The following is a 21,172-nucleotide window of genomic DNA, read 5'->3' on the forward strand; positions in this document are numbered from 1 at the left end:
ATCGCTCTAGCTCGAAAACACTGTGCGGCCCGCCACCAGCGTTTGCAAGACCATGCCTTGCAGCCGCGCACCTTCGAAGCAGGTGTTTTTCGAGCGCGAGCGGATGCCGCTTTCACTCACGATCCAGGGTTCTTCAAGGTCGATCAGCGCAAGATCGGCCGGCGCTCCCGGCTTCAGCGTGCCGCCCGGCAGGCCGAACAGCCTTGCTGGTGCGGTGGACAGTGTTTCGACCAGCCGAAGTAGCGGCACGTCGCCATTGTGGTAGAGCCGAAGCGCTGCTCCAAGCAGCGTCTCCAACCCGATCGCGCCGGCAGCTGCATCGGCGAAGGGAAGGCGCTTGGTGTCGACATCCTGCGGGTCGTGCGAGGAGACGATGATGTCGATCGTGCCGTCCTTGACCGCCTCGATCATGGCCAGCCGGTCTTCCTCCGCGCGCAAAGGCGGCGTCAGCCGGAAGAAGGTGCGGTATTCCCCGACATCGTTCTCGTTCAGCGACAGATTGTGGATCGCCACGCCCGCCGTGACATTGGCCTTGTCGGCTTTCGCGCGTGTCATCGCTTGCGCTGCCATCGCCGTCGAGATCTTGGCCGCGTGGTAGGCGCCGCGCGTCAGCCGTGCCAGCGCCAGGTCGCGCTCCAGCGGGATGGACTCGGCCTCGCGCGGAATGCCGGCAAGGCCGAGCCAGCTGGCATACAGGCCTTCATTCATCACGCCTGCCGAAGCGAGGTCGCCATCCTGTGTCTCATGTGCGATGACGCCGCCGAAATCGCGGGCATAGGTCAGCGCCCGGCGCATCACCAGCGCGCTGGATATTGTGTGCCGCCCATCTGTGAAGGCGACCGCGCCGGCTTCGCGCAGCAGGCCGAACTCTGTCATCTCGCGGCCGGCCAGCCCCTTGGTGATCGCCGCCGCCGGAAAGATGTTGACGCTTGCCGTGTCCTTGGCGGTGCGCAGCACGAATTCGACCAGCGCGACATTGTCGATCACCGGGTCCGTGTCGGGCATCATAACGACGGAGGTGACGCCGCCGGCCGCCGCCGCAACGCTGGCCGAAGCGATGGTCTCGCGATGTTCGCCGCCCGGTTCCCCGATGAAGACACGCGCGTCGATCAGGCCGGGAATGATCGCCTTGCCGGCGCAGTCGACCACGGTGGCTCCCGCCGGCAGGCCCTGGTTCAGGGCAGCCTTGCCGGCGGCAACGATCTTTTTCCCGTCGACGATGACGGTGCCGATCTCGTCGATGCCGCGTGACGGGTCGACGATGCGGGCGCGCTCAAAGACCGTGGTGCTCATGCGCTCCGGCCCTCGTTGCGGCGCGGGTCGAGCAGCGCTTCCATCACCGCCATACGCACGGCGACACCCATCTCGACCTGTTCCTGGATGACGCTTTGCGGCCCGTCGGCGATTTCGGACGCAATCTCGACGCCGCGGTTCATCGGCCCGGGATGCATCACCAGCGCGCCGTCCTTGGCGGCCTTCAGCTTTTCGGCATCGAGGCCGAAATAGCGGAAATATTCGCGTACCGAAGGCACGAAGGCGCCTTCCATCCGCTCGCGCTGCAGGCGCAGCATCATCACCACGTCGGCGCCCTTGAGGCCCTCGGCCATCGAGCGCGAGACGATGACGCCCATTTTCTCGATGCCGGTGGGCAGCAGCGTCGACGGCGCCACGACCCGCACCTGCGCGCCAAGCGCGTTCAAGAGCATGATGTTGGAACGCGCGACGCGCGAATGCAGGATGTCGCCGCAGATCGCTACGATCAGTTTCGACAGCGGCCCCTTGGCGCGGCGGATGGTCAGCGCGTCGAGCAGCGCCTGCGTCGGGTGTTCATGCGCGCCGTCGCCGGCATTGACCACCGAGCAGCCTACCTTCTGCGCCAAAAGGGCGGCGGCGCCCGCCGATTGGTGGCGGATGATCAGGATGTCGGGCCGCATGGCGTTCAGCGTCATCGCCGTGTCGATCAGCGTCTCGCCCTTCTTCACCGAAGAGCTCGCCACCGACATGTTCATGACATCGGCGCCGAGCCGTTTCCCGGCCAGTTCGAACGACGACTGCGTGCGCGTCGAGGCTTCGTAGAAGAGGTTGATCTGGGTGCGGCCGCGCAGCGTCGAGGTCTTCTTTTCGGACTGCCGCGAAATGGCGACGGCGCGATCGGCCCGGTCGAGCAGAAGCTCGATGTCACCGGGGGAAAGATCGCGGATGCCCAGAAGATGGCGGTGAGGATAAAGCGGCAGGGACGAAGCGTCGGTCATCTCAAGGCGCTGCTATAGGGGGGAGAATTCCTTGCCGCAAGCGCCAGCTTGGGATTGCTGCCTTTCTCCCCGGTATTTTCGTCGCGCGCGCCGCCTGGCTTGGGCTATATCTAGCCGATTGCTTCGGATTCGAAGCCTTGTGATGATAAGGCCTTTCTACCGTTAGAAGGCCCTTCTACTTTCAGAAGGATTGGGCGTGAACGACGACGTGACCAACCAGCCGCCGCCGCTGACGGGCGGCAACGCCTGGCGGGGCGATCCGTTGCTGATCCAGCTTGCCGAGCGCTTTTCCGATCCGGTGCGCAAGGACCTCGACGGGCTTGGCCGGTTCGTCCTGACGCAGGAGGCGCAGGAGCTGGCGCGCCTCGCCAATGTCGAGACGCCGAAGCTCCGCACGCATGACCGTCAGGGCCGGCGCATCGACCTCGTCGAATTCCATCCGGCCTATCATGCGCTGATGCGCCGCTCGGTTGCCGGCGGCCTGCATTCCTCGATCTGGGAAAACGGCGATAGCGAGATCGGCCGTCGCCATCAGGTGCGCGCCGCGCGTTTCTACCTGACCGCCGAACTCGAGACCGGGCATCTCTGCCCCATCACCATGACCAGCGCTTCGCTGGCCGCCCTGATGGCCAGCCCAAAGCTGTTTCGCGAATGGGCGCCGCGCGTGACGACGCGCAAATACGACCAGAGCCAGAAGCCGCCGGTCGACAAGGCCGGGCTGACGCTCGGCATGGGGATGACCGAAAAGCAGGGCGGCACCGACGTGCGCGCCAACACCACACGGGCCGAACGCGCCGGCAGCGGCTTTTATCGCCTCACCGGCCACAAATGGTTCATGTCGGCGCCGATGTCGGACGCTTTTCTCGTGCTTGGACAGGCGCCGGAAGGGCTTTCCTGTTTTCTCGTCCCGCGCATCCTCGGCGACGGTTCCGGCAACGGCTTCCGCTTTCAGCGGCTGAAGGACAAGCTCGGCAACCGCTCCAACGCCTCATCGGAGGTAGAGTTCGTCAACGCCATCGGCGAGATGGTCGGCGAGCCCGGCGCCGGCATAAAGACGATCATGGACATGGTCACGCTGACCCGGCTCGACTGCGCCGTCGCCTCGTCGGCAATCATGCGAGCGGGGCTGGCTGAGGCCGTGCATCACGCCCGTCATCGCCAGGTGGCCGGCTCGACGCTGATCGAACAGCCGCTGATGCAGCGCGTGCTGGCGGACATGGCGCTCGATGTCGCCGCCGCCACGGCACTCTCGTTCCGACTGGCGCGCTCCTTCGACGAGGCTGCCGGCGACCGCGGCGAGGCTGCCTTTGCCCGCGCCATGACCCCGGTGGTCAAATACTGGGTCTGCAAGATCGCGCCGCCACTGCTCTATGAGGCGATGGAGTGCCTCGGCGGCAATGGCTATGTCGAGGAAGCGCCGCTCGCCCGCTACTACCGCGAAGCCCCGGTCAATGCGATCTGGGAGGGCTCAGGCAATGTCATGGCGCTCGACGTGCTGCGCGTGCTCGGCCGCGCGCCCGGCCTGTTCGAGGAGGTGCTGGCCGGCATCGACCGCGATCTCGGCGCCGGCGGACGCGGAACCATTGGCGTGCTCAAGGCGGCCATGCAGGTCGCCGGCACCGATGAGGGGTCGGCCCGCCTGCTGACCGAACAGCTGGCGCTGTCGGCGGCAGCTGCGGAATTGCGCCGGCTGGGGGCAGGGCGGATTGCGGACGCCTTCGTCGAGACGCGGCTCGCCGGCCAGTGGCGCAACACCTATGGCATGCTCGATTCGCGCCACGATGCGCGCATGATCGTCGACACGCTCTATCCGCCGGTGAATTGAGGGCCTTCCGCCAGGCCTTGAACGAATTTGCCTGCCTGTGGACAGCCGTTAACCTTAACGAATGGTTTCCGTTGCAGCCGCAGGCCGCAGACCCCACTGTCTTTGTCACCAAAGCAGGAATGCCATGCGGCACATTTTGACGTCCTTTCTGGCCTTGCACTGGGCGCTGGTTTTCGCCCTGCTGGCGTTCATCTGTGTCGATGGAAACCGCGGCGTTGCGGGCGCTCTGGGCGTGCTCGGCGTCGTCGTGGAAAACACTCGTCTGGCCGATCTCGACAATGCTGCCGTCGTGGCGCCGCTGGCCATCGCCTTGCTGGTCGTGGCGGTGCTGTTTTGCTGGGTCTTCATCGAGAGTCTGGTTAACGCCGCAGCGAGCCCGGACGGAGCCGACAGTGTGGCGCGGACCGCCTTCATTTCGGCATCCGCGGTGTTGTCGCTGATCCTGATCGGCGGCGCAGCGCGAGGCATCAACGGCCTGTTTTTGGTTGTCGCCGTGCAATTGGCGGCACTTCTGGCCTCCTATGTCGCCATGCTGGCCGAGCGGAGGTCGGTCTTCGCCGTCATGGTTTCGCGGGAGGCAGAGAGCCGCGCCACCGCCCATGCCATGGCCAAGGGTGCCGCGCACGGCTCCTTGCTGTCGCGCATATCCGGCCGTCCGGACATTGGTCCCAGCGGTCCCAGAGGCGGCTCCAGCGGCAGGGACGCTCACTGATGCGCACGCTGTTTGCATTGTGGGCGACGCCACTTGCCCTGTTCTGGGGCTGGTTCTTCCTGTCGCTCAACGACATCAATTTCGGTTACGTCATGCTCAGCCGGCAGCTGCATGATTTCGTGTTTCAGCTCTACGGGCAGATGCTGGGCATCGATCCGGCGATCATTCCGGGCATGGTGGCAAGGGCCTGCATCTTCGACGGCTTCCTGCTGATGGCATTGTGGGCGTTTCGCCGCCGCCGCAACATCATGGCCTGGGTCAGGCGGCAGGCGGGGAATCCGGTTCCGTCCGATCGCGTGGGTCAAGCGACTGGAGCCGGTCCAGAACTCCCTGCAGAATAAAGGCCGCAGCCGCCGAATCGATCTTGCCGGCGCGCTTTCGGCGCGAGAAATCCATCTCGATCAGCGTCCGCTCCGCCGCCACCGTCGACAGCCGCTCGTCCCACAGCACGAAGGGCAGTTCGGTTATGCCTGCCATGTTGCGCACGAAGGCGCGCGACTTCTGGGCGCGGGGACCTTCCGAACCATCCATGTTGATCGGAAGACCGAGCACAAACGCGCCGACATTGTCCTTCTGCAGTTGGGCGAGCAGCGCTGCCGCATCCAGCGAAAACTTTTTGCGCAGGATGACCGGGCGGGGATGGGCAAAGGACAGGCCGCGGTCGGAAACGGCGACACCGATCGTCTTGTCGCCGAGGTCGAGCCCGGCCAGCGTCCTGCCGCCTTCCAGGCGTGACGGCAGATCCTCGATTGCTATGATGCCCAACGGCTTTCCCCACCAGCTTTACCGTGACCCAGTCTTAACCGTGACCCAGACTTGCCGTAACAAAGACCGCGACACGTTCTTTTGAACCGCGAGCACACTATGTCACTTTAATTTTGCTGTCGGCGTTCTATCTTCCGGCGCAACCAAAATCGAGGAACACGATCGATGAAATTGACCTGGTACGGACATTCCGCCTTCCGCGTCGAGACATCAGGCGCGACCATCCTGATCGACCCCTATCTCGTCGGCAACCCATCATGGACGAGCGGCTGGGAGGGGCCGGCGGAAGGCGTCACCCATGTGCTTTTGACCCACGGCCACAGTGACCATGTCAGCGGCGCGGTGGAGGTGCTGAAGAAGAGCGGCGCCCAGCTGGTCGCCAATTACGAGATCTGCATGTACCTGGTCGGCAAGGGCGTCGACGGCAAGAAGATCAATCCCGGCAATCATGGCGGCACCGTCGATTGCGGTGCCTTCACCACCACCTTCGTGCAGGCACTGCATTCCTCGTCGTTTGGGCTCGATGGCGGCCAGAACGTCTACCTCGGCAATCCCAACGGGCTGGTCCTGCATTTCCCGGAGGACAAGACGCTCTACCATATGGGCGACACCGACATCTTCTCCGATATGGCGCTGATCGAGGAATTGCATGAGCCGAAGATCGGCCTCGTGCCGGTCGGCGACCGCTTCACCATGGGCGGCGCGGTGGCGGCCCTGGCCTGCCGGCGCTTCTTCCACTTCGACACCGTCGTGCCATGCCACTTCGGCACCTTCCCGATCATCGACGCGACGGCGGAGAAGTTCGTGGCCGGCCTCGAAGGATCAGGTGTCGACGTAGCCTTGCCAGCCATCGGCCAAACGATCACACTATAGAGCGATCGTTGAAACGATCCCTTGTCGCAAAGGGGAATTAAACCATGGGTTTGAGAGAGACTCTTTGCGTTTCGATGCTGGTCGCTGCGTCGCCCGCATCCGCCGCCGAGGACTTCATCAAGGGCGTTTACCTCCAGACCCAGGAGCTTTGCGCGCAAGCCAAAAAGGACACGCTGCAGACGCTGATTGACACCGGCAATGTCATCTTGTCGGCGGACGGCCTGCAAAGCGTCGAGTATAATTGCGAGTTCGTCCAGGTCACCAAGGCGACGCGCTCGCCGAGCTGGGCGGTCACTGCCATCTGCCAGGAGCCGGGCTTTCTCTTTCCCGATATACTGTCGATCACGCAGATGAACGCGACCCAAATCGACATCGTCTCGGTGCGCCCGACCGCCGACGAAGGCGAGCAGGCCGGCAATGGCGGCAGCTATTATCTGTGCGAGGGTGTATCGCTGCCCTAGGCTGAAATGCCGCCCTGGCATGAACGGGCTCTATCCCCAAGCACGATCGATGTTGCGCGGCACGCGCCACGCCGCTATAGCGCCATCTGGTTTTCCCAAAGGCTAAAGACATGTCCGTTGATCTGCAAACTGTGAAGCGCGTCGCGCGTCTCGCCCGCATTGCGGTGAGCGAGGAGGATGCCGAGCGCATGACCGGCGAGCTGAACGCCATTCTGGGCTTTGTCGAGCAGCTGAACGAGGTCGATGTCTCCGGCGTCGAACCGATGACATCGGTGACCCCGATGGAGATGAAGAAGCGCCAAGACATCGTCACCGACGGCAACAAGGCTGCCGATATCGTCGCCAACGCGCCGGCCACTGACGAGAATTTCTTCCTCGTGCCGAAGGTCGTGGAGTAGCTGGCCGATGGCAATCGAGATCGCCGTCGAAACGCCGCTGCAGGACGATGTCCGCGCTTTGGTCGAGGAGCTCAACGCGACGCTGCTCGAACTGACGCCGCCGGAGCATTGCTACCATCTGACGGTCGAGCAGATGGCTGGCGACGACACCACCGTGTTCATCGCCCGCGACGACGGGCAAGCCATCGGTTGCGGCGCGCTGAAGCGCCATGACGCCCGCGTCGGTGAGGTCAAGCGCATGTACACGCGGCCCTCGCATCGCCGCAGGAAGATCGGCGCCAAGATCGTCGAGCATGTCGAAACGCTGGCGCGCAGCGAAGGGCTGAAGCGCCTGGTGCTTGAAACCGGCGACCGCCATCCCGCCGCCTGGACCGTCTACGAACGCGCCGGCTTCTCGCGCTGCGGGCCGGTGCTGGATTATCCCGATTCCGAGTGGTCGGTGTTTTACGAAAAGAGCCTTTGATGAGCGGATTGACCCATCTGACAATTTCGCAGGCGCGCGCCAAGCTGCGCGCCAAGGAGATTTCGGCCGTCGAAATCACCGAGGCCTATCTCGGTGCCATCGAGCGCGCCAATCCGGTGCTCAATGCCTACATCGTCGTCACCGGCGACAAGGCGCGCGATATGGCCAAAGCTTCCGACGCCAGGCTCGCCAAGGGCCAGGGCGGTGCGCTGGAGGGCATCCCGCTCGGCATCAAGGACCTGTTCGGCACCGAAGGTGTCCACACCCAGGCCTGCAGCCATGTGCTCGACGGCTTCAAGCCGCGCTACGAATCGACAGTCACCGCCAATTTGTGGGCAGACGGCGCCGTCATGCTGGGCAAGCTCAACATGGACGAGTTCGCCATGGGCTCGTCCAACGAGACCTCCTATTACGGCCCTGTCGTCAATCCGTGGCGGCGTTCGCGCCTCGACACGGTGGTGATGCCGACCACGCATCAGGGCGATGGCGGTTTCGTTTCGGCCGGCGGCACGAAGACCGCACGCACGCTGGACAATGCCCAACTGGTGCCGGGGGGCTCGTCGGGGGGCTCGGCTTCCGCCGTCTCGGCTTTCCTGTGCGCCGGCGCCACCGCCACCGACACCGGCGGCTCGATCCGCCAGCCAGCCGCCTTCACCGGCACCGTCGGCATCAAGCCGACCTATGGCCGCTGCTCGCGCTGGGGCATCGTCGCCTTCGCTTCGTCGCTCGATCAGGCGGGCCCGATCGCCCGGGACGTGCGCGATGCCGCGATCATGCTGAAGTCCATGGCCTCGGTCGACGCCAAGGACACCACTTCCGTCGACCGGCCGGTGCCGGATTACGAGGCGGCGATCGGCAAACCGATCAGGGGCATGAAGGTCGGCATTCCCCGGGAATACCGCGTCGACGGCATGCCGGAAGAGATCGAGGCGCTGTGGCAGAAGGGCATTGCCTGGCTCAGGGATGCCGGCGCCGAGATCGTCGACATTTCGCTGCCGCACACCAAGTATGCTTTGCCGGCTTATTATATCGTAGCGCCTGCCGAAGCATCGTCCAATCTGGCGCGCTATGACGGCGTCCGCTATGGCTTGCGCGTGCCAGGCCAGGACATTGTCGACATGTACGAAAAGACCCGAGCCGCCGGGTTCGGTCAAGAGGTCAAGCGTCGCATCATGATCGGCACCTATGTGCTGTCGGCAGGCTATTACGATGCCTACTATCTGCAGGCGCAGAAGGTGCGCAATTTGATCAAGCGCGACTTCGAGACGGTTTTTGCCGACGGCGTCGACGTCATCCTGACGCCGGCGACGCCGTCGGCCGCCTTCGGCATCGCCGACGAGGACATGGCCGCCGATCCGGTAAAAATGTACCTCAACGACATTTTCACGGTGACCGTGAACATGGCCGGACTGCCGGGCATTGCCGTGCCTGCCGGCCTCGATGCCAAGGGCCTGCCGCTCGGCCTGCAGCTGATTGGCCGTCCCTTCGACGAGGAAACCCTGTTCCAGACAGCCGCCGTCATCGAGCAGGCGGCGGGAACCTTCCAGCCGGAGAAGTGGTGGTAGCATGCCGCCTCCGTCTCGCATTTCCATCGTCGAGACGGGAAACGAACTGCTGATCACGAACCCGCCACGCACCTCGGATTTCAGGACAGTCTTTGTCCTGATCGGGGCCGCGATCGTCGCCTACACCGGCTACATGGGATTGACGGATATGTCGTCCGCAACGCTCACCAGCGGCACGCTCGGCCTGCTGTCCTTCGTGGCGGTCATTGCCCTCTTCACCTATTTCCTGGGCAAGGATTTCATCTGGCGGGTGTTCGGCAGGGAAACCCTGCGGCTGACCGACACCGCAGCCGTGCGCTCGGTGAGGGGTTCTTTGCGAAATCGGTGGTCACTGCCTTTGAAAGGGCATCTTAGGGTCGAAATCCTCGACCATACCTATCCCACGGACGAAGTGGGACTGTCGGAAGTCATCAGCTTAACCAACGCGAACGGCGCCCTTGTTTTCGGCAGGGAGTTAAGCCGCCTCGAAGCGGAAGCGGTAGCGAGTGCGGTCGAGCACTTCACCGGCCGTCACAATTTGAGCTGGAGATAGGCAGGCAATGTTCTTCTATCTCTCCAAGGTATTCTGGTTCTTCGTCCAACCACTCAACCTGGCGATCTTCCTGCTGCTTGCCGGCTTGCTCGCGGCGCTGATCGGCCGCCGGCGATCGGCGGCGACGGGCAGTGTGTTCGCCTTCCTCATTCTGGCGCTGTCGGCCTGGACGTCGCTTGGCGCCATGATGCTCAATCCGCTCGAAGAGCGCTTCCCAAAGCCGCCGCTGCCGCGGAAGGTCGACGGCATCGTCGTGCTCGGCGGCGGCTTCGAGGGCGCCATCAATCTGGCGCGCGGCGGCTATGAGCTGAATTCCGGCGGCGACCGCATGGTCGAGGCGGCGATCCTTGCCCGGCGCTTTCCCGAGGCGAAAGTGGTTATCTCGGGCGGCACCGGTGAACTGTTCATCGATGGCGAGGGGGATGCGGCCACCGCGCCGCGGCTGCTCGGTGCGCTTGGCGTCGACGCCGATCGCCTGATGCTCGAGAGCAAATCCCGCAACACCTATGAGAATGCCGTCTTCACCAAGGAACTAGTAACGCCGAAACCGGGCGAGACCTGGCTGCTGGTGACCTCCGCCTTCCACATGCCGCGCGCCAAGGCACTGTTCGACAAGGCCGGCTTTCAGACGGTCCCGTGGCCTGTCGACTATCGCACCTCGGGCAATGAAGGCTTTGGCCTGTTTCGCGACAACGCACCCGATTCGCTGCAGACCACGACCATGGCGATCCGCGAATGGATCGGGCTCGCCGCCTATTGGCTATCGGGCCGGATCGACCAGCTTTTCCCCGGCCCGGGCGGCTGACCGATCACCGCTTGCCTTGCGGCGGAAAAGAACTGACGCCGCACCAGCACCGCCAGAAGCAGCAGCGTCGACAGCACGAACACGATCGGGTCGACGAACCAGCCGAGATAGCCGATCGAGAAGAACACCGCGCGCAGCCCTGAATTGAAGTGCTTGCCGGCCAGCATGTTCATGCGCGCCGCGCGCCACACCGCCGTTTCGCTGACCGGGTTGCGTGACGCCTCGCCATAGGGGATCGGCACCGCGCCGATCAGGATCGTGCAGTAGTTGAAGAGACGGTAGGCCCAGCCGAACTTGAAGAAGGCGAAGGCCAGGATCAGCACCAGGCCAAAGACTTTGATCTGGAAGGCGGAGCGCGATGAGGTCGCGTTCAACGGCAGGTCGTTCAGCACGGCAAGGACCTGATCCGAGGCGCCAAGCAGCGCGAAACAGCCACCGAGCGCAATCAGCGAACTGGAGGCGAAAAAGGCGGTGCCTTGCTGCAGGCCGCTCATGATGGCGGTGTCGACGATGCGGATTTCGCGCTCGGCCATGGTGCGCATCCAGGCCTCGCGCTGCACGTTCATGGCCATCGTCAACGACACCCGGCTGACCAGTCTGCCGTCGGACGCCAGTGTATGCAGCAACCATGCGAGCAGGAAGAAAGCCAGCGCCGCCAGATCAGCCGTCGACAGATGGAAGGAATCGCCCATGCCCCCTTTTACCACAGGCAAAGCGGTCAGCTCGATGCTCCAATGCATGCCGCCCAGAGGTGAGCTGCGGTTCTGGGACAACGACATGCATTGAAACAAGAACTTAAAGCGCGTCGCATGAATCCGTTTCAGCGCGACGCGCTTTCAGCCGGGGATGTCGCTGCCGGAGCAAACAAGGTCGGCAGGTGCAGCGCCGCAATCCGCAAAACAGCACAAACATCATGGAAAGTCCTATATGTAGGTCTTGATCCCATTCCCGGAGACGGCGCAGCGTGTTTCTTTCGGTTTTCGACCTGTTCAAGATCGGCATCGGACCGTCGAGTTCGCACACGATGGGACCGATGACAGCGGCGCGGCGGTTTCTCGACGAGATCGCCGGCGACGACTGGCCGCGCCCGGCCGGCGTCAAGGTCGATCGCATTGGCGCCAGCCTGCACGGCTCGCTCGCCTATACCGGTATCGGCCATGGCTCGGATCGCGCCGTTGTCCTCGGACTTGCTGGCCTGACACCGCAGACGGTCGATCCCGATCAGGCCGAGGGAGTCGCCACGCGCATCGCCGCCGAGAAGCGGATATCGCCACGCGGCCATCCCTCCTATCGCTTCGATCCGGCGACGGATCTGGTGCTCGACCGCAAGACGCCGCTCACCGGCCACGCCAACGGCATGGCCTTCTACGCTTACGATGCCGGCGACCGGCTGCTGCTCAAGCGCATCTACTATTCCATCGGCGGCGGCTTCGTGGTGTCCGAGGAAGAGCTGCAGCGGATGAAGGTGAAGGGCTCGGTGACCACAGAAGGCAAGAAGGTGCCCTATCCCTTCAAGAACGCCGTCGAGATGCTGAAGATGGCAGGCAAAAGCGGCCTGTCTATCGCCGACATGAAGCGCATCAATGAAGAGACGCATATGTCGCGCGAGGAGCTCGACAGCGGCCTTGATGCGATCTGGGGCGCCATGAAGTGCTGCATCGACCGCGGCCTGTCGCAGGACGGCATCATGCCGGGCGGGCTGAAAGTGCGCCGTCGTGCCCGGATGCTGCACGACAAGCTGCAGGAGCAATGGCAGCAGAACAAGCCCAACCCTTTGCTGGCCAATGACTGGCTGTCGATCTACGCCATGGCGGTGAACGAAGAGAACGCCGCCGGTGGACGCGTCGTCACCGCGCCGACCAATGGCGCGGCCGGCACATTGCCGGCGGTGCTGCGTTACTGGCTGCATTTCCACCCCGAGGCCGACCAGCCGAGCATCCGCGACTTCCTGCTCACGGCGGCCGCCGTCGGCGGCATCATCAAGACCAATGCCTCGATCTCCGGCGCCGAGGTCGGCTGCCAGGGCGAGGTCGGCTCGGCCTCGGCGATGGCTGCCGCGGGTCTCTGCGCCGTCATGGGCGGCACGCCCGAGCAGGTCGAGAACGCCGCCGAAATCGCGCTCGAACATCATCTCGGCATGACTTGCGATCCGGTCGGCGGTCTGGTCCAGGTGCCTTGCATCGAGCGCAATGCGCTCGGCGCCGTCAAGGCGGTCACCGCCGCCTCTCTGGCGATCAAAGGCGACGGCGTCCATTTCGTGCCGCTCGACGCCGCGATCGAAACAATGCGCCAGACGGGCCTCGACATGAACGAGAAGTACAAGGAAACCAGCCTTGGTGGGCTCGCCGTCAATGTCGTGGAATGCTGACCGCGCAACGCCACTGGCACTGTGGAGAAGTCGGGCAGGGCCGTTGACGCAATCGCGCGCCGGACTAAACCTTAAGCGATGGCACTCAATCTCCTAAAACTGTGCGTCGGTTGCGACAGCGTCGAGGACCTCGAAGAATGGATCGCCTTTCGCGTCGATGAGCGCCGCCGCGCCGGCGAACCCGCCGAGCACTGGCACACCACCCGCATGGTGCCGGCGCGCGGCGCCGAGGTCACCGATGGCGGTTCGCTTTATTGGGTGATCAAGGGCAGCGTGCAATGCCGCCAGCTGATCACTGACATCAGGCCCTTCACCGACGACGAAGGCATCGGCCGTTGCCGCCTGATGCTCGACCTCGACGTCGTGCGCACCGACTGGCAGCCGCGCCGCGCCTTCCAGGGCTGGCGTTATCTCAAACCGTCGGATGCGCCCGCAGATTTCGGCAAGGGCAAGGCCGGAATGGTCGAGATGCCGCCGAAACTGAAGCGCGAGCTCGCCGATCTGGGCTTGCTGTAGAGCCAAGGGCGCGGCCGCTTCTCCCAGAGCGTCGAGCGCTGGCCCTTCATCTTGTCCAAGGCTGGACTTGCAAGGGGCTCGACAACGCCACATCTTGCTTCTTATGAGCGACAAGAAGCAGCGCGTGCCCGCAAGGGCCAGTCCTGCGCCGGTCAAGCCTCAATCCAATGCCGGCGAGATCGACGCCTTTATCCGTCAGGCCCGGACGCTTGCCGCGTCCGCGACCGGCTCCGGGCGGCTGATCCTTGCGCTCGACGCCACGATGAGCCGCCAGCCGACCTGGGATCTCGCCACCAAGCTGCAGGGCGAAATGTTCGACGCCGTTGGCAAGGCCGGCACTCTCAGCGTCCAACTGGCCTATTTTCGCGGGTTGGGCGAGTGCCGCTCGTCGGCTTTTGTCGCCGACACCAATGCCCTGAAGCAGCTGATGACGCGGATCGACTGCCGTGCCGGCCACACCCAGATCGGCAAGGTGCTGGCGCATGCGCTGAAGGAAACGGCGGCGGCCAAGGTCAATGCTCTGGTCTATATCGGCGACGCCATGGAAGAGGATATCGACGACCTGGCGCAGAAGGCCGGCAGCCTCGGTCTGCACGGCGCTCCCGTCTTCGTCTTCCAGGAAGGCCATGATCCCGGCGCAGAAAAGGCGTTCAAGGAGATTGCGCGGCTGTCCAAAGGGGCTTGGTTCCGATTTGATCGGCGGGCCGCCGCGACCTTGGCCGGGCTGCTTTCGGCGGTCGCCGTCTATGCGACGGGTGGATTGAAGGCGCTCGAGGCAAGGGACAGGCCGGGAGACCGGCTGCTGATCGAGCATCTCAGGGGCGGCGGGAATTGATGGGCGCTATCATTGCACTTGTTGCACTGTTTCTGGTGCTGCTCGGCGCGGCGACGATCTTTGTCCGCGCCGATGCGCAAAAACTGGCAAGCGGCATGCGCACGCTCGGGCCGGTGCTTCTGGCGCTGGTCGGGCTCGCCGTGCTGGTGGTCGGGCGCGAAGGCATTGCCGGCCTCATTCTGGCCGCGGCCCTTGCCTGGTACGGTTCGATGCGAATGAAGCGGCCGTCGGTCGGGCCGGCGCCCGGCAAGCGCTCGACGGTGCGGACCGCCGCACTGGAAATGGAGCTTGATCACGATACGGGCGGGCTTGAAGGCCTGGTTCTGGCCGGCCGCCATGAAGGCAAGATGCTGGGCGCGATGGGCCTGGCCGAGCTGCAGCAGCTTTACCGCGAACTCCCCGGCGACCCGGAGAGCCGCCAGCTCCTAGAGACGTATCTTGACGGCCGTTTTCCCGTCTGGCGCAAAGACGCTGAGGCGAACGGTGGCGAAGGGCTGGGTGTTGCGCCAGGTGCGGGCGCCATGACTAAGGAGGAGGCCTACAAGATCCTTGGTCTTGAAGCGGGGGCCGCCGCGGCGGATGTCCGCAAGGCGCACCGCCGCCTGATGCAGCGCCTGCACCCCGACATCGGCGGCACGTCTTTCCTGGCGGCGCGGATCAACGAAGCCAAGGACGTCTTGCTCTCCAATCACAACTAGTCTCCTTCGACGCAGTAAATTTCCGGGAGATGGTTCCGACGCCGCCCTACTGTTGGACGGCGTAGCAGGCGATTTTCTTTTTCTTCAGGGCATTGCAGGCATTCCAGGCCGCGTCCTTCGAGCGGAAGCCGCCGAACCGGGCGCGGTAATAGGTCTCGCCATCCTTTTCGAAGGCGACGGTGAAACCGGAAGCAGCCCCAAGAACTTTGGGCGCCAGCTTGGCGGTCTTGTCGAGGAAAGCCTGGGCTTCGGACTGCTTGGGCGACGACGCCACCTGCACCGCCCAACCAGCCGGCACCGAGGCCGTGTTGACCGGGTCGACCGCCTGTGGGGATACAGGCGTGGGTTCGGCATAGGCAGCCACAATCTGCGCAGTTTCGACCTTCGGCGCCGTCACGATGACGGTCTTGACCTTCCTGGTCTTGACGACGGGGGCGGGCTCTTCGACCGCGGCCACCGTCTGTTCGTCGGCAGACTGGCCTTCAGCAGACTGCTCGTCAGCGGATGTCGGATCGTCATTGGACGCTACGGCATCGTCTTCAACGATCGGCTTGCCATCCGGCGTCGGCGCGTCATGCTTGGGCAGGAAGACCTTGGCCAGCGCCTTGGCCGGATTGTCGCCGCCGGCCTTGGCGACCAGGGCGCCGCCGCCGCGGGTCGATGCGCGCGGCATGTAGGCGTTGATCAGGCCGGCCATCTGGTTGTCGCGGCTGCGCCCCGAAGTGCCGCCCATGACGACGGCGACGAGGCGGCGGTTGCCATCCGAAACCGACGAGACGAGGTTGAAGCCGGAGGCGCGGGTATAGCCGGTCTTGATGCCGTCGACGCCCTTGATGCGGCCGAGCAGACGGTTGTGGCCATTGATGCGCTGGCGGCCGTAAAGGAAGGAGCGCTGCGAGAAATAGCCGTAATACTGCGGATAATGTTCCCTGAGCGCTATGCCGAGCATCGCCATGTCGTGGGCGGTTGTGAACTGGCCGGGATCGGGCAGGCCGTTGGCATTGCGAAACACGGTGCCGTCCATGCCGAGCGCGCGCGCCTTGGCGGTCATCATGCGGGCGAAATTGCTTTCGCTGCCGCCGAGCAGTTCGCCGAGCGCGGTCGCCGAATCATTGGCCGACTTGGTCACCATCGACAGGATGGCGGTCTCGACCGAAACCGCTCCGCCCGCCTTGACGCCGAGCTTGGTCGGCGGTTCGGCCGCCGCTTTGGCCGAGAACGGCACGGGCGTGTTCCTGCTGATCCGGCCCTTCGCCATGGCCTCGAAGGTCAGATAGAGCGTCATCATCTTGGTCAGCGACGCCGGGTAGCGCCGGCCGTTGGCATCGGACGAATAAAGCACCTTGCCGGTCTTGGCGTCGACGACGATCGCCGAAGACCTGGCGGCCATCGAGGACGCGGCATCCGCAACGACAAATGACATCGCCAAAGCGAGGATCATGATCGTTTTGAGGGAAGATGCGGATTTTGAACCGAAGACCGACAACGCCTGACGCACTGATAGTTCCTTTGAAACTCATTGCCCTGGAGGCGGCAAAGGGATCCGACCTCACTTGTCGTCAAACTATCGCGGCCAGCGTTACCAATCCGTTTATGGTAACCGGCGCGTTCACCATTTTCCTCGGGCTTGAGCCTTTCTTTATTCGAATTTTAGCTGTTGCCGGCGCAGCGCGGCCTGATGCCGCTGAAATCTTGACTTTTGTGCAGCGCACAATATATTCTCGTGCATTGCACAACCGCGCTCAGGCAAGGGCGCTTCAAAACGCCAAGGGAAACGTCAAATGACCCAGACCTACGAGGACTTCTCGAAATACGGCAAGGAGTTTGCCGATACCGGATTGAAGAGCTTCACCTCGCTCTCTAAGGGCGCGCAGGCGATCGCCACCGAAGCTGGCGAATACACCAAGAAGAGCTTCGAGGCCGGCAGCGCCGCGGTCGAAAAGCTGTTCTCCGCCAAGTCGCTGGAAAAGGCGGTCGAGATCCAGTCCGACTTCGCCAAGCAGAGCTATGAGAGCTTCGTCGCCGAGGCGACCAAGTTCGGCGATCTCTATGCCGATCTCGCCAAGGAGGCTTACAAGCCCTTCGAATCGATTGTCGCCAAGGCGAAGTAATTTCGCTCGAGAATACCAGGCACGGCCTTTCGGGCTTGCAAAACAGACCTGGTCGCGGATGCGCGGCCGGGTTTTTTCATGCCGGTTTCAATTCCGGGGCTTTGGCGGTTCACGATTTTGAAAATCGCCTCGGTTTGCCCACCTAGCCATATTGTCAGCTAACAAGAAGGGCTTAAAATCGTCCATCGAACACCTACATATCGAACTCGCCATGGGGATTCGAAAGAGGCAGGATTACGTGACTTCAGGTTTGACTGCCACGACAAGCGTGGTGCGGATGCAAAGTGACGGCGACGGCAATGAGGCCGGTCGCGGCACAGCCGTCATTACGCGCACCAAGACCAAGACCAAGAAGCCCAGCCTTTACAGGGTCCTCATCCTCAACGACGACTATACGCCCATGGAGTTCGTGGTTCACGTCCTGGAGCGTTTTTTTCAAAAGGACCGCGAAGCCGCCACACGCATCATGCTTCATGTTCACAATCATGGGGTGGGCGAGTGCGGGGTCTATACATTCGAGGTGGCCGAGACCAAAGTGTCTCAGGTCATGGATTTCGCCCGACAGAATCAGCATCCGCTGCAATGCGTGATGGAGAAGAAGTGAGGTAACATGCCGGCTTTCTCCCAAGGCCTGGAAAAGGCGCTTCACCAGGCGCTGACGCTCGCCAATGAGCGGCACCATGAATATGCAACCCTAGAACATCTGCTGCTCGCCCTCATCGACGACACCGAGGCGGCCGCCGTTATGCGCGCCTGCAACGTCGATCTGGACGAGCTGAAGCACACCGTTCTGACCTATATCGACACCGAACTCGACAATCTGGTCACCGGTTACGATGAGGATTCCAAGCCGACCGCCGGCTTCCAGCGCGTCATCCAGCGCGCCGTGATCCATGTACAGTCATCCGGCCGCGAGGAAGTGTCCGGCGCCAACGTGCTCGTCGCCATCTTTGCCGAGCGCGAGAGCCATGCCGCTTATTTCCTGCAGGAACAGCAGATGACCCGCTACGACGCGGTCAACTACATCTCGCACGGCATCGCCAAGCGCCCCGGCGCATCGGAGACGCGCTCGCCGCGCGGCGCCGATGACGAGCAGGGCGGCCCGAACGGCGCCGAGCCGCAGGAGGAAGGCGGCAAGAAGAAGCAGCAGCAGGATGCGCTGACGGCTTATTGCGTCAACCTCAACAACAAGGCCAAGGCCGGCAAGATCGATCCGCTGATCGGCCGCGAGAGCGAAATCAACCGCACCATCCAGGTGCTGTGCCGCCGTTCCAAGAACAACCCGCTCTATGTCGGCGATCCCGGCGTTGGCAAGACGGCGATTGCCGAAGGCCTGGCCAAGCGCATCGTTGAAGGCGATGTGCCCGAAGTGCTGCAGGACGCCACCATCTTCGCGCTCGACATGGGCACGCTGTTGGCCGGCACGCGCTATCGCGGCGATTTCGAAGAGCGGCTGAAGCAGGTCGTCAAGGAGCTCGAGGATTATCCCGGCGCCGTGCTGTTCATCGACGAGATCCACACGGTGATCGGGGCCGGCGCCACGTCAGGCGGCGCGATGGATGCGTCGAACCTGTTGAAGCCGGCGCTGTCTTCGGGTGCCATCCGCTGCATCGGCTCGACCACTTACAAGGAGTTCCGCCAGTTCTTCGAGAAGGACCGCGCTCTGGTGCGGCGCTTCCAGAAGATCGACGTCAACGAGCCGACCATCGAGGACGCCATCGAGATCATGAAGGGCCTCAAGCCCTATTATGAGGAATTCCACAAGGTGAAGTTCACCAACGAGGCGATCAAGGCTTCGGTGGAACTGTCGGCCCGCTACATCAACGACCGCAAGCTGCCGGACAAGGCGATCGACGTGATCGACGAGACCGGCGCCTCGCAGATGCTGGTGCCGGAAGCCAAGCGCAAGAAGACGATCGGCATCAAGGAGATCGAAGCCACGATCGCCACGATGGCCCGCATCCCGCCGAAGACGGTTTCGGCAGACGACGAGAAGGTGCTGCAAGGCCTCGACATCGAGCTGAAGCGCGTCGTCTATGGCCAGGACACCGCCATCACCGCGCTGACCTCGGCGATCAAGCTGGCGCGTGCCGGCCTGCGCGAACCGGAAAAGCCGATCGGCTCCTACCTGTTCTCAGGCCCGACCGGCGTCGGCAAGACCGAAGTCGCCAAGCAGTTGGCTGCCTCGCTCGGCGTCGAGCTGATCCGCTTCGACATGTCGGAATATATGGAACGCCACACCGTCTCGCGGTTGATCGGCGCGCCTCCCGGCTATGTCGGCTTCGACCAGGGCGGTCTGCTCACCGACGGGGTCGACCAGCATCCGCACTGCGTGCTCTTGCTGGATGAAGTTGAGAAGGCGCATCCGGACCTGTTCAACATCCTGTTGCAGGTCATGGACCACGGCAAGCTGACCGACCACAACGGCAAGCAGATCGACTTCCGCAATGTCATCCTTATCATGACCACCAATGCGGGCGCATCCGATGCGCAGCGCGCGGCGATCGGTTTCGGATCGACCAAGCGCGAAGGCGACGATGTCGAGGCCATCAACCGGTTGTTCACGCCGGAGTTCCGCAACCGTCTCGATGCGATCATCCCGTTCGGCTCGCTGCCGGTGCCGGTCATCCATCAGGTGGTGCAGAAGTTCGTCATGCAGCTCGAGGCCCAGCTCTCCGAGCGGGGCGTCACCTTCGACCTGTCGCCGGACGCGATCGCCTGGCTGGCCGACAAGGGCTACGATGAACGCATGGGTGCGCGGCCGCTCGGCCGGGTCATCCAGGAGCACATCAAGAAGCCGTTGGCCGACGAGGTGCTGTTCGGCAAGCTCAAGAAGGGCGGCACGGTGCGCGTCACTGTCGAGAAGAAGGAAACCGGCGAAACCGGCCTGAAGCTCGAATCGCTGGCCGACGAAGCCCCGGTGCAGCCGAAGCAGGAGCCGGAAGAGGCGCCGAAAGCCCGCAAGGCGGTGGCCAAGAAGCCCGTCGCCAAGAAGGCGGTGTCGCAGAAGCCTCAACCCAAGGGCAAGGACGAGCCTGAGCCGAAGGGCAAGGATGGCGGCAAGCGCAGCCTGGTGCCGCAACTGCCGCGCAAGAGCTAAAAAGTTCGCCAATGAAAAAAGCCCGCTTCATGAACTGACCCCATAAAGTTGGACGGTTCATTGAGTTGGTAGGTTTAAGGGCTGGTTCCTGTATTGCACAGGGGCCAGCCCTTTCAGTTTCAGTTTGATGCGGCGGTGGTTGTAATAGTCGATGTAGTCCGCGATGGCGTCGTCCAGGCTTTGAACGGAAGGTTCCGGGATGGAAGAGCTCGGATTTGAGGATGGCAAAGAAGCTCTCCATTGGGGCGTTGTCGAGGCAATTGCCTTTGCGTGACATGCTCTGTTGGAGGCCTCTGGCTTCCAGCCTGCGTTGGAATGCCGACATCTGATACTGCCATCCCTGATCGGAATGCAGGATCGGCCGCTCGTCCTCATTGAGTCGGGCGAGGGCTTTGGTCAGCATATTATCCACCATTTTGAAGCGTGGCCGCCGCGCCGTCTCGAACGCGACGATCTCGCCATTGTAGAGATCCATGACCGGGGACAGATAGAGCTTGTCGCCGGCCAGGCTGAACTCCGTCACGTCGGTCACCCATTTGCGGTTGGCGCGGTCGGCGCCGAACTTGCGCTCCAGATCGGGAGCGGTCCGCCCAGCCTCGCCCCTGTAGGAGCGATACTTCTTCGGCCTGACCAGCGACTTCAATCCCATCCCGGCCATCAGCCTCTGGACGGTCTTGTGGTTGACGCGCCGGCCCAACCGGTGCAGTTGCGCAGTCACCCGGCGATAGCCGTAGCGACCCTTGTGGCTGTCGAAGATGGCCTTGATCGCCGCCTTCAGCGCCGCATGGCGGTCCGAGCGCTTCGCTGCTTTCTGTCTGTAATAGAACGTGCTGCGCGCAAGCTTCGCCAGTTCGAGCAGCCCCTCAAGCGCATCGCCGTGAGGCGCGCGCCAC

23 protein-coding genes and 1 pseudogene are annotated in these 21,172 nt (G+C 63.4%); 18 read left to right on the top strand and 6 right to left on the bottom strand.

Annotated features, from left to right (window positions below; translation table 11 throughout):
* Positions 1 to 6: 6 nt before the first annotated feature.
* Positions 7 to 1,293 carry a dihydroorotase gene (locus tag NKI05_RS12215; protein WP_023688600.1) on the bottom strand — a complete coding sequence of 429 codons (1,287 nt, stop codon included), beginning with the start codon at positions 1,291 to 1,293 and terminating at the stop codon, positions 7 to 9.
* Positions 1,290 to 2,252, bottom strand: a complete 963-nt coding sequence (locus tag NKI05_RS12220) for an aspartate carbamoyltransferase catalytic subunit (protein ID WP_023696535.1) — start codon at positions 2,250 to 2,252, stop codon at positions 1,290 to 1,292. The genes NKI05_RS12215 and NKI05_RS12220 overlap by 4 nt, the downstream gene beginning before the upstream one ends.
* Positions 2,253 to 2,448: 196 nt before the next feature.
* Between NKI05_RS12220 and NKI05_RS12225 the strand changes: the two genes are divergently transcribed.
* The 3 genes from NKI05_RS12225 to NKI05_RS12235 all read left to right on the top strand — a co-directional run bounded on the left by NKI05_RS12225 (position 2,449) and on the right by NKI05_RS12235 (position 5,130).
* The gene (locus tag NKI05_RS12225) at positions 2,449 to 4,077 is read left to right on the top strand and encodes a DNA alkylation response protein (RefSeq protein WP_352792391.1); all 1,629 of its coding nucleotides are present in this window, start codon (positions 2,449 to 2,451) and stop codon (positions 4,075 to 4,077) included.
* Positions 4,078 to 4,201: 124 nt separating this feature from the next.
* Positions 4,202 to 4,789 carry a hypothetical protein gene (locus NKI05_RS12230; protein ID WP_023696536.1) on the top strand — a complete coding sequence of 196 codons (588 nt, stop codon included), beginning with the start codon at positions 4,202 to 4,204 and terminating at the stop codon, positions 4,787 to 4,789.
* A complete protein-coding gene (locus NKI05_RS12235; protein WP_352792392.1) occupies positions 4,789 to 5,130 on the top strand; it encodes a DUF6105 family protein in 342 nt (113 codons plus the stop codon). Before NKI05_RS12230 ends, NKI05_RS12235 begins: the two co-directional genes overlap by 1 nt.
* Here NKI05_RS12235 and ruvX read toward each other — a convergent pair.
* Complete coding sequence (gene ruvX / locus NKI05_RS12240; RefSeq protein WP_023696538.1) at positions 5,048 to 5,554, bottom strand: Holliday junction resolvase RuvX; 507 nt, start codon at positions 5,552 to 5,554, stop codon at positions 5,048 to 5,050. The genes NKI05_RS12235 and ruvX overlap by 83 nt on opposite strands.
* A 165-nt stretch (positions 5,555 to 5,719) precedes the next feature.
* Here ruvX and NKI05_RS12245 point away from each other — a divergent pair, with 165 nt between their 5' ends.
* From NKI05_RS12245 to NKI05_RS12275, 7 genes are all read left to right on the top strand, one after another.
* Positions 5,720 to 6,427, top strand: coding sequence for a metal-dependent hydrolase (locus NKI05_RS12245; protein WP_023684673.1), 708 nt, complete (start codon positions 5,720 to 5,722; stop codon positions 6,425 to 6,427).
* Between the two features lie 44 nt (positions 6,428 to 6,471).
* A complete protein-coding gene (locus NKI05_RS12250; protein WP_023670998.1) occupies positions 6,472 to 6,888 on the top strand; it encodes a hypothetical protein in 417 nt (138 codons plus the stop codon).
* 110 nt (positions 6,889 to 6,998) lie between these two features.
* Positions 6,999 to 7,286, top strand: a complete 288-nt coding sequence (gene gatC, locus NKI05_RS12255; RefSeq protein WP_023670999.1) for an Asp-tRNA(Asn)/Glu-tRNA(Gln) amidotransferase subunit GatC — start codon at positions 6,999 to 7,001, stop codon at positions 7,284 to 7,286.
* A gap of 7 nt (positions 7,287 to 7,293) precedes the next feature.
* Entirely contained in the window at positions 7,294 to 7,749 is a 456-nt protein-coding gene (locus NKI05_RS12260) for a GNAT family N-acetyltransferase (protein ID WP_023834119.1), read from the top strand.
* Positions 7,749 to 9,314, top strand: a complete 1,566-nt coding sequence (locus NKI05_RS12265) for an amidase (protein ID WP_352792393.1) — start codon at positions 7,749 to 7,751, stop codon at positions 9,312 to 9,314. Before NKI05_RS12260 ends, NKI05_RS12265 begins: the two co-directional genes overlap by 1 nt.
* A gap of 1 nt (position 9,315) precedes the next feature.
* Positions 9,316 to 9,846: a hypothetical protein gene (locus tag NKI05_RS12270; RefSeq protein ID WP_023712360.1), complete on the top strand. Its 531-nt coding sequence runs from the start codon at positions 9,316 to 9,318 to the stop codon at positions 9,844 to 9,846.
* A 7-nt stretch (positions 9,847 to 9,853) separates the two neighbouring features.
* Entirely contained in the window at positions 9,854 to 10,651 is a 798-nt protein-coding gene (locus NKI05_RS12275; protein WP_352792394.1) for a YdcF family protein, read from the top strand.
* Here the strand turns inward: NKI05_RS12275 and NKI05_RS12280 are convergent.
* Positions 10,600 to 11,343 carry a DUF599 domain-containing protein gene (locus NKI05_RS12280; protein WP_023671004.1) on the bottom strand — a complete coding sequence of 248 codons (744 nt, stop codon included), beginning with the start codon at positions 11,341 to 11,343 and terminating at the stop codon, positions 10,600 to 10,602. The genes NKI05_RS12275 and NKI05_RS12280 overlap by 52 nt on opposite strands.
* Before the next feature lie 272 nt (positions 11,344 to 11,615).
* Here NKI05_RS12280 and NKI05_RS12285 point away from each other — a divergent pair, with 272 nt between their 5' ends.
* The 4 genes from NKI05_RS12285 (at position 11,616) to NKI05_RS12300 (ending at position 15,068) form a co-directional block, all read left to right on the top strand.
* Positions 11,616 to 13,019 (top strand): L-serine ammonia-lyase, encoded by a 1,404-nt coding sequence (locus NKI05_RS12285; protein WP_352792395.1) that lies wholly within the window; start codon positions 11,616 to 11,618, stop codon positions 13,017 to 13,019.
* Between the two features lie 78 nt (positions 13,020 to 13,097).
* On the top strand, positions 13,098 to 13,535 hold the full coding sequence (locus NKI05_RS12290) for a DUF1489 family protein (RefSeq protein ID WP_023688589.1): 438 nt from the start codon (positions 13,098 to 13,100) through the stop codon (positions 13,533 to 13,535).
* Positions 13,536 to 13,638: 103 nt separating this feature from the next.
* Complete coding sequence (locus NKI05_RS12295) at positions 13,639 to 14,370, top strand: hypothetical protein (protein ID WP_027049456.1); 732 nt, start codon at positions 13,639 to 13,641, stop codon at positions 14,368 to 14,370.
* Positions 14,370 to 15,068 (top strand): DnaJ domain-containing protein, encoded by a 699-nt coding sequence (locus NKI05_RS12300; RefSeq protein WP_023700739.1) that lies wholly within the window; start codon positions 14,370 to 14,372, stop codon positions 15,066 to 15,068. Before NKI05_RS12295 ends, NKI05_RS12300 begins: the two co-directional genes overlap by 1 nt.
* A 46-nt stretch (positions 15,069 to 15,114) precedes the next feature.
* On the opposite strand, the gene NKI05_RS12305 is transcribed toward NKI05_RS12300, so the two are convergent.
* On the bottom strand, positions 15,115 to 16,509 hold the full coding sequence (locus NKI05_RS12305) for an SPOR domain-containing protein (protein WP_352792396.1): 1,395 nt from the start codon (positions 16,507 to 16,509) through the stop codon (positions 15,115 to 15,117).
* A gap of 68 nt (positions 16,510 to 16,577) precedes the next feature.
* On the opposite strand from NKI05_RS12305, the gene NKI05_RS12310 reads away from it, so the two are divergent.
* The 4 genes from NKI05_RS12310 (at position 16,578) to clpA (ending at position 20,279) form a co-directional block, all read left to right on the top strand.
* Positions 16,578 to 16,853 carry a hypothetical protein gene (locus NKI05_RS12310; RefSeq protein WP_023726657.1) on the top strand — a complete coding sequence of 92 codons (276 nt, stop codon included), beginning with the start codon at positions 16,578 to 16,580 and terminating at the stop codon, positions 16,851 to 16,853.
* Positions 16,850 to 17,179, top strand: a complete 330-nt coding sequence (locus NKI05_RS12315) for a phasin family protein (protein ID WP_023671011.1) — start codon at positions 16,850 to 16,852, stop codon at positions 17,177 to 17,179. Before NKI05_RS12310 ends, NKI05_RS12315 begins: the two co-directional genes overlap by 4 nt.
* A gap of 277 nt (positions 17,180 to 17,456) precedes the next feature.
* Positions 17,457 to 17,783, top strand: a complete 327-nt coding sequence (gene clpS / locus NKI05_RS12320; RefSeq protein WP_023671012.1) for an ATP-dependent Clp protease adapter ClpS — start codon at positions 17,457 to 17,459, stop codon at positions 17,781 to 17,783.
* A gap of 6 nt (positions 17,784 to 17,789) precedes the next feature.
* Complete coding sequence (clpA, locus tag NKI05_RS12325) at positions 17,790 to 20,279, top strand: ATP-dependent Clp protease ATP-binding subunit ClpA (protein WP_023726656.1); 2,490 nt, start codon at positions 17,790 to 17,792, stop codon at positions 20,277 to 20,279.
* Positions 20,280 to 20,336: 57 nt separating this feature from the next.
* Here the strand turns inward: clpA and NKI05_RS12330 are convergent.
* Positions 20,337 to 21,147 (bottom strand): annotated as a pseudogene (locus NKI05_RS12330) (IS3 family transposase); the annotation flags it as partial.
* Positions 21,148 to 21,172: the final 25 nt, after the last annotated feature.

The organism is Mesorhizobium sp. M0771 (assembly GCF_040320155.1).
Classification (GTDB): Bacteria; Pseudomonadota; Alphaproteobacteria; order Rhizobiales; family Rhizobiaceae; genus Mesorhizobium.

Bases quoted from the DNA above. Each gene is read 5' to 3' on its own strand.
- NKI05_RS12270 (WP_023712360.1), top strand. From the start codon at position 9,316: ATGCCGCCTCCGTCTCGCATTTCCATCGTCGAGACGGGAAACGAACTG.
- NKI05_RS12280 (WP_023671004.1), bottom strand. From the start codon at position 11,343: ATGGGCGATTCCTTCCATCTGTCGACGGCTGATCTGGCGGCGCTGGCT.
- gatC (WP_023670999.1), top strand. From the start codon at position 6,999: ATGTCCGTTGATCTGCAAACTGTGAAGCGCGTCGCGCGTCTCGCCCGC.
- NKI05_RS12260 (WP_023834119.1), top strand. From the start codon at position 7,294: ATGGCAATCGAGATCGCCGTCGAAACGCCGCTGCAGGACGATGTCCGC.
- NKI05_RS12290 (WP_023688589.1), top strand. From the start codon at position 13,098: ATGGCACTCAATCTCCTAAAACTGTGCGTCGGTTGCGACAGCGTCGAG.
- NKI05_RS12305 (WP_352792396.1), bottom strand. From the start codon at position 16,509: ATGATCCTCGCTTTGGCGATGTCATTTGTCGTTGCGGATGCCGCGTCC.
- NKI05_RS12295 (WP_027049456.1), top strand. From the start codon at position 13,639: ATGAGCGACAAGAAGCAGCGCGTGCCCGCAAGGGCCAGTCCTGCGCCG.
- NKI05_RS12245 (WP_023684673.1), top strand. From the start codon at position 5,720: ATGAAATTGACCTGGTACGGACATTCCGCCTTCCGCGTCGAGACATCA.
- NKI05_RS12300 (WP_023700739.1), top strand. From the start codon at position 14,370: ATGGGCGCTATCATTGCACTTGTTGCACTGTTTCTGGTGCTGCTCGGC.
- clpS (WP_023671012.1), top strand. From the start codon at position 17,457: ATGCAAAGTGACGGCGACGGCAATGAGGCCGGTCGCGGCACAGCCGTC.
- NKI05_RS12220 (WP_023696535.1), bottom strand. From the start codon at position 2,252: ATGACCGACGCTTCGTCCCTGCCGCTTTATCCTCACCGCCATCTTCTG.
- NKI05_RS12215 (WP_023688600.1), bottom strand. From the start codon at position 1,293: ATGAGCACCACGGTCTTTGAGCGCGCCCGCATCGTCGACCCGTCACGC.
- NKI05_RS12250 (WP_023670998.1), top strand. From the start codon at position 6,472: ATGGGTTTGAGAGAGACTCTTTGCGTTTCGATGCTGGTCGCTGCGTCG.
- NKI05_RS12230 (WP_023696536.1), top strand. From the start codon at position 4,202: ATGCGGCACATTTTGACGTCCTTTCTGGCCTTGCACTGGGCGCTGGTT.
- NKI05_RS12265 (WP_352792393.1), top strand. From the start codon at position 7,749: ATGAGCGGATTGACCCATCTGACAATTTCGCAGGCGCGCGCCAAGCTG.
- clpA (WP_023726656.1), top strand. From the start codon at position 17,790: ATGCCGGCTTTCTCCCAAGGCCTGGAAAAGGCGCTTCACCAGGCGCTG.
- NKI05_RS12275 (WP_352792394.1), top strand. From the start codon at position 9,854: ATGTTCTTCTATCTCTCCAAGGTATTCTGGTTCTTCGTCCAACCACTC.
- NKI05_RS12235 (WP_352792392.1), top strand. From the start codon at position 4,789: ATGCGCACGCTGTTTGCATTGTGGGCGACGCCACTTGCCCTGTTCTGG.
- NKI05_RS12315 (WP_023671011.1), top strand. From the start codon at position 16,850: ATGACCCAGACCTACGAGGACTTCTCGAAATACGGCAAGGAGTTTGCC.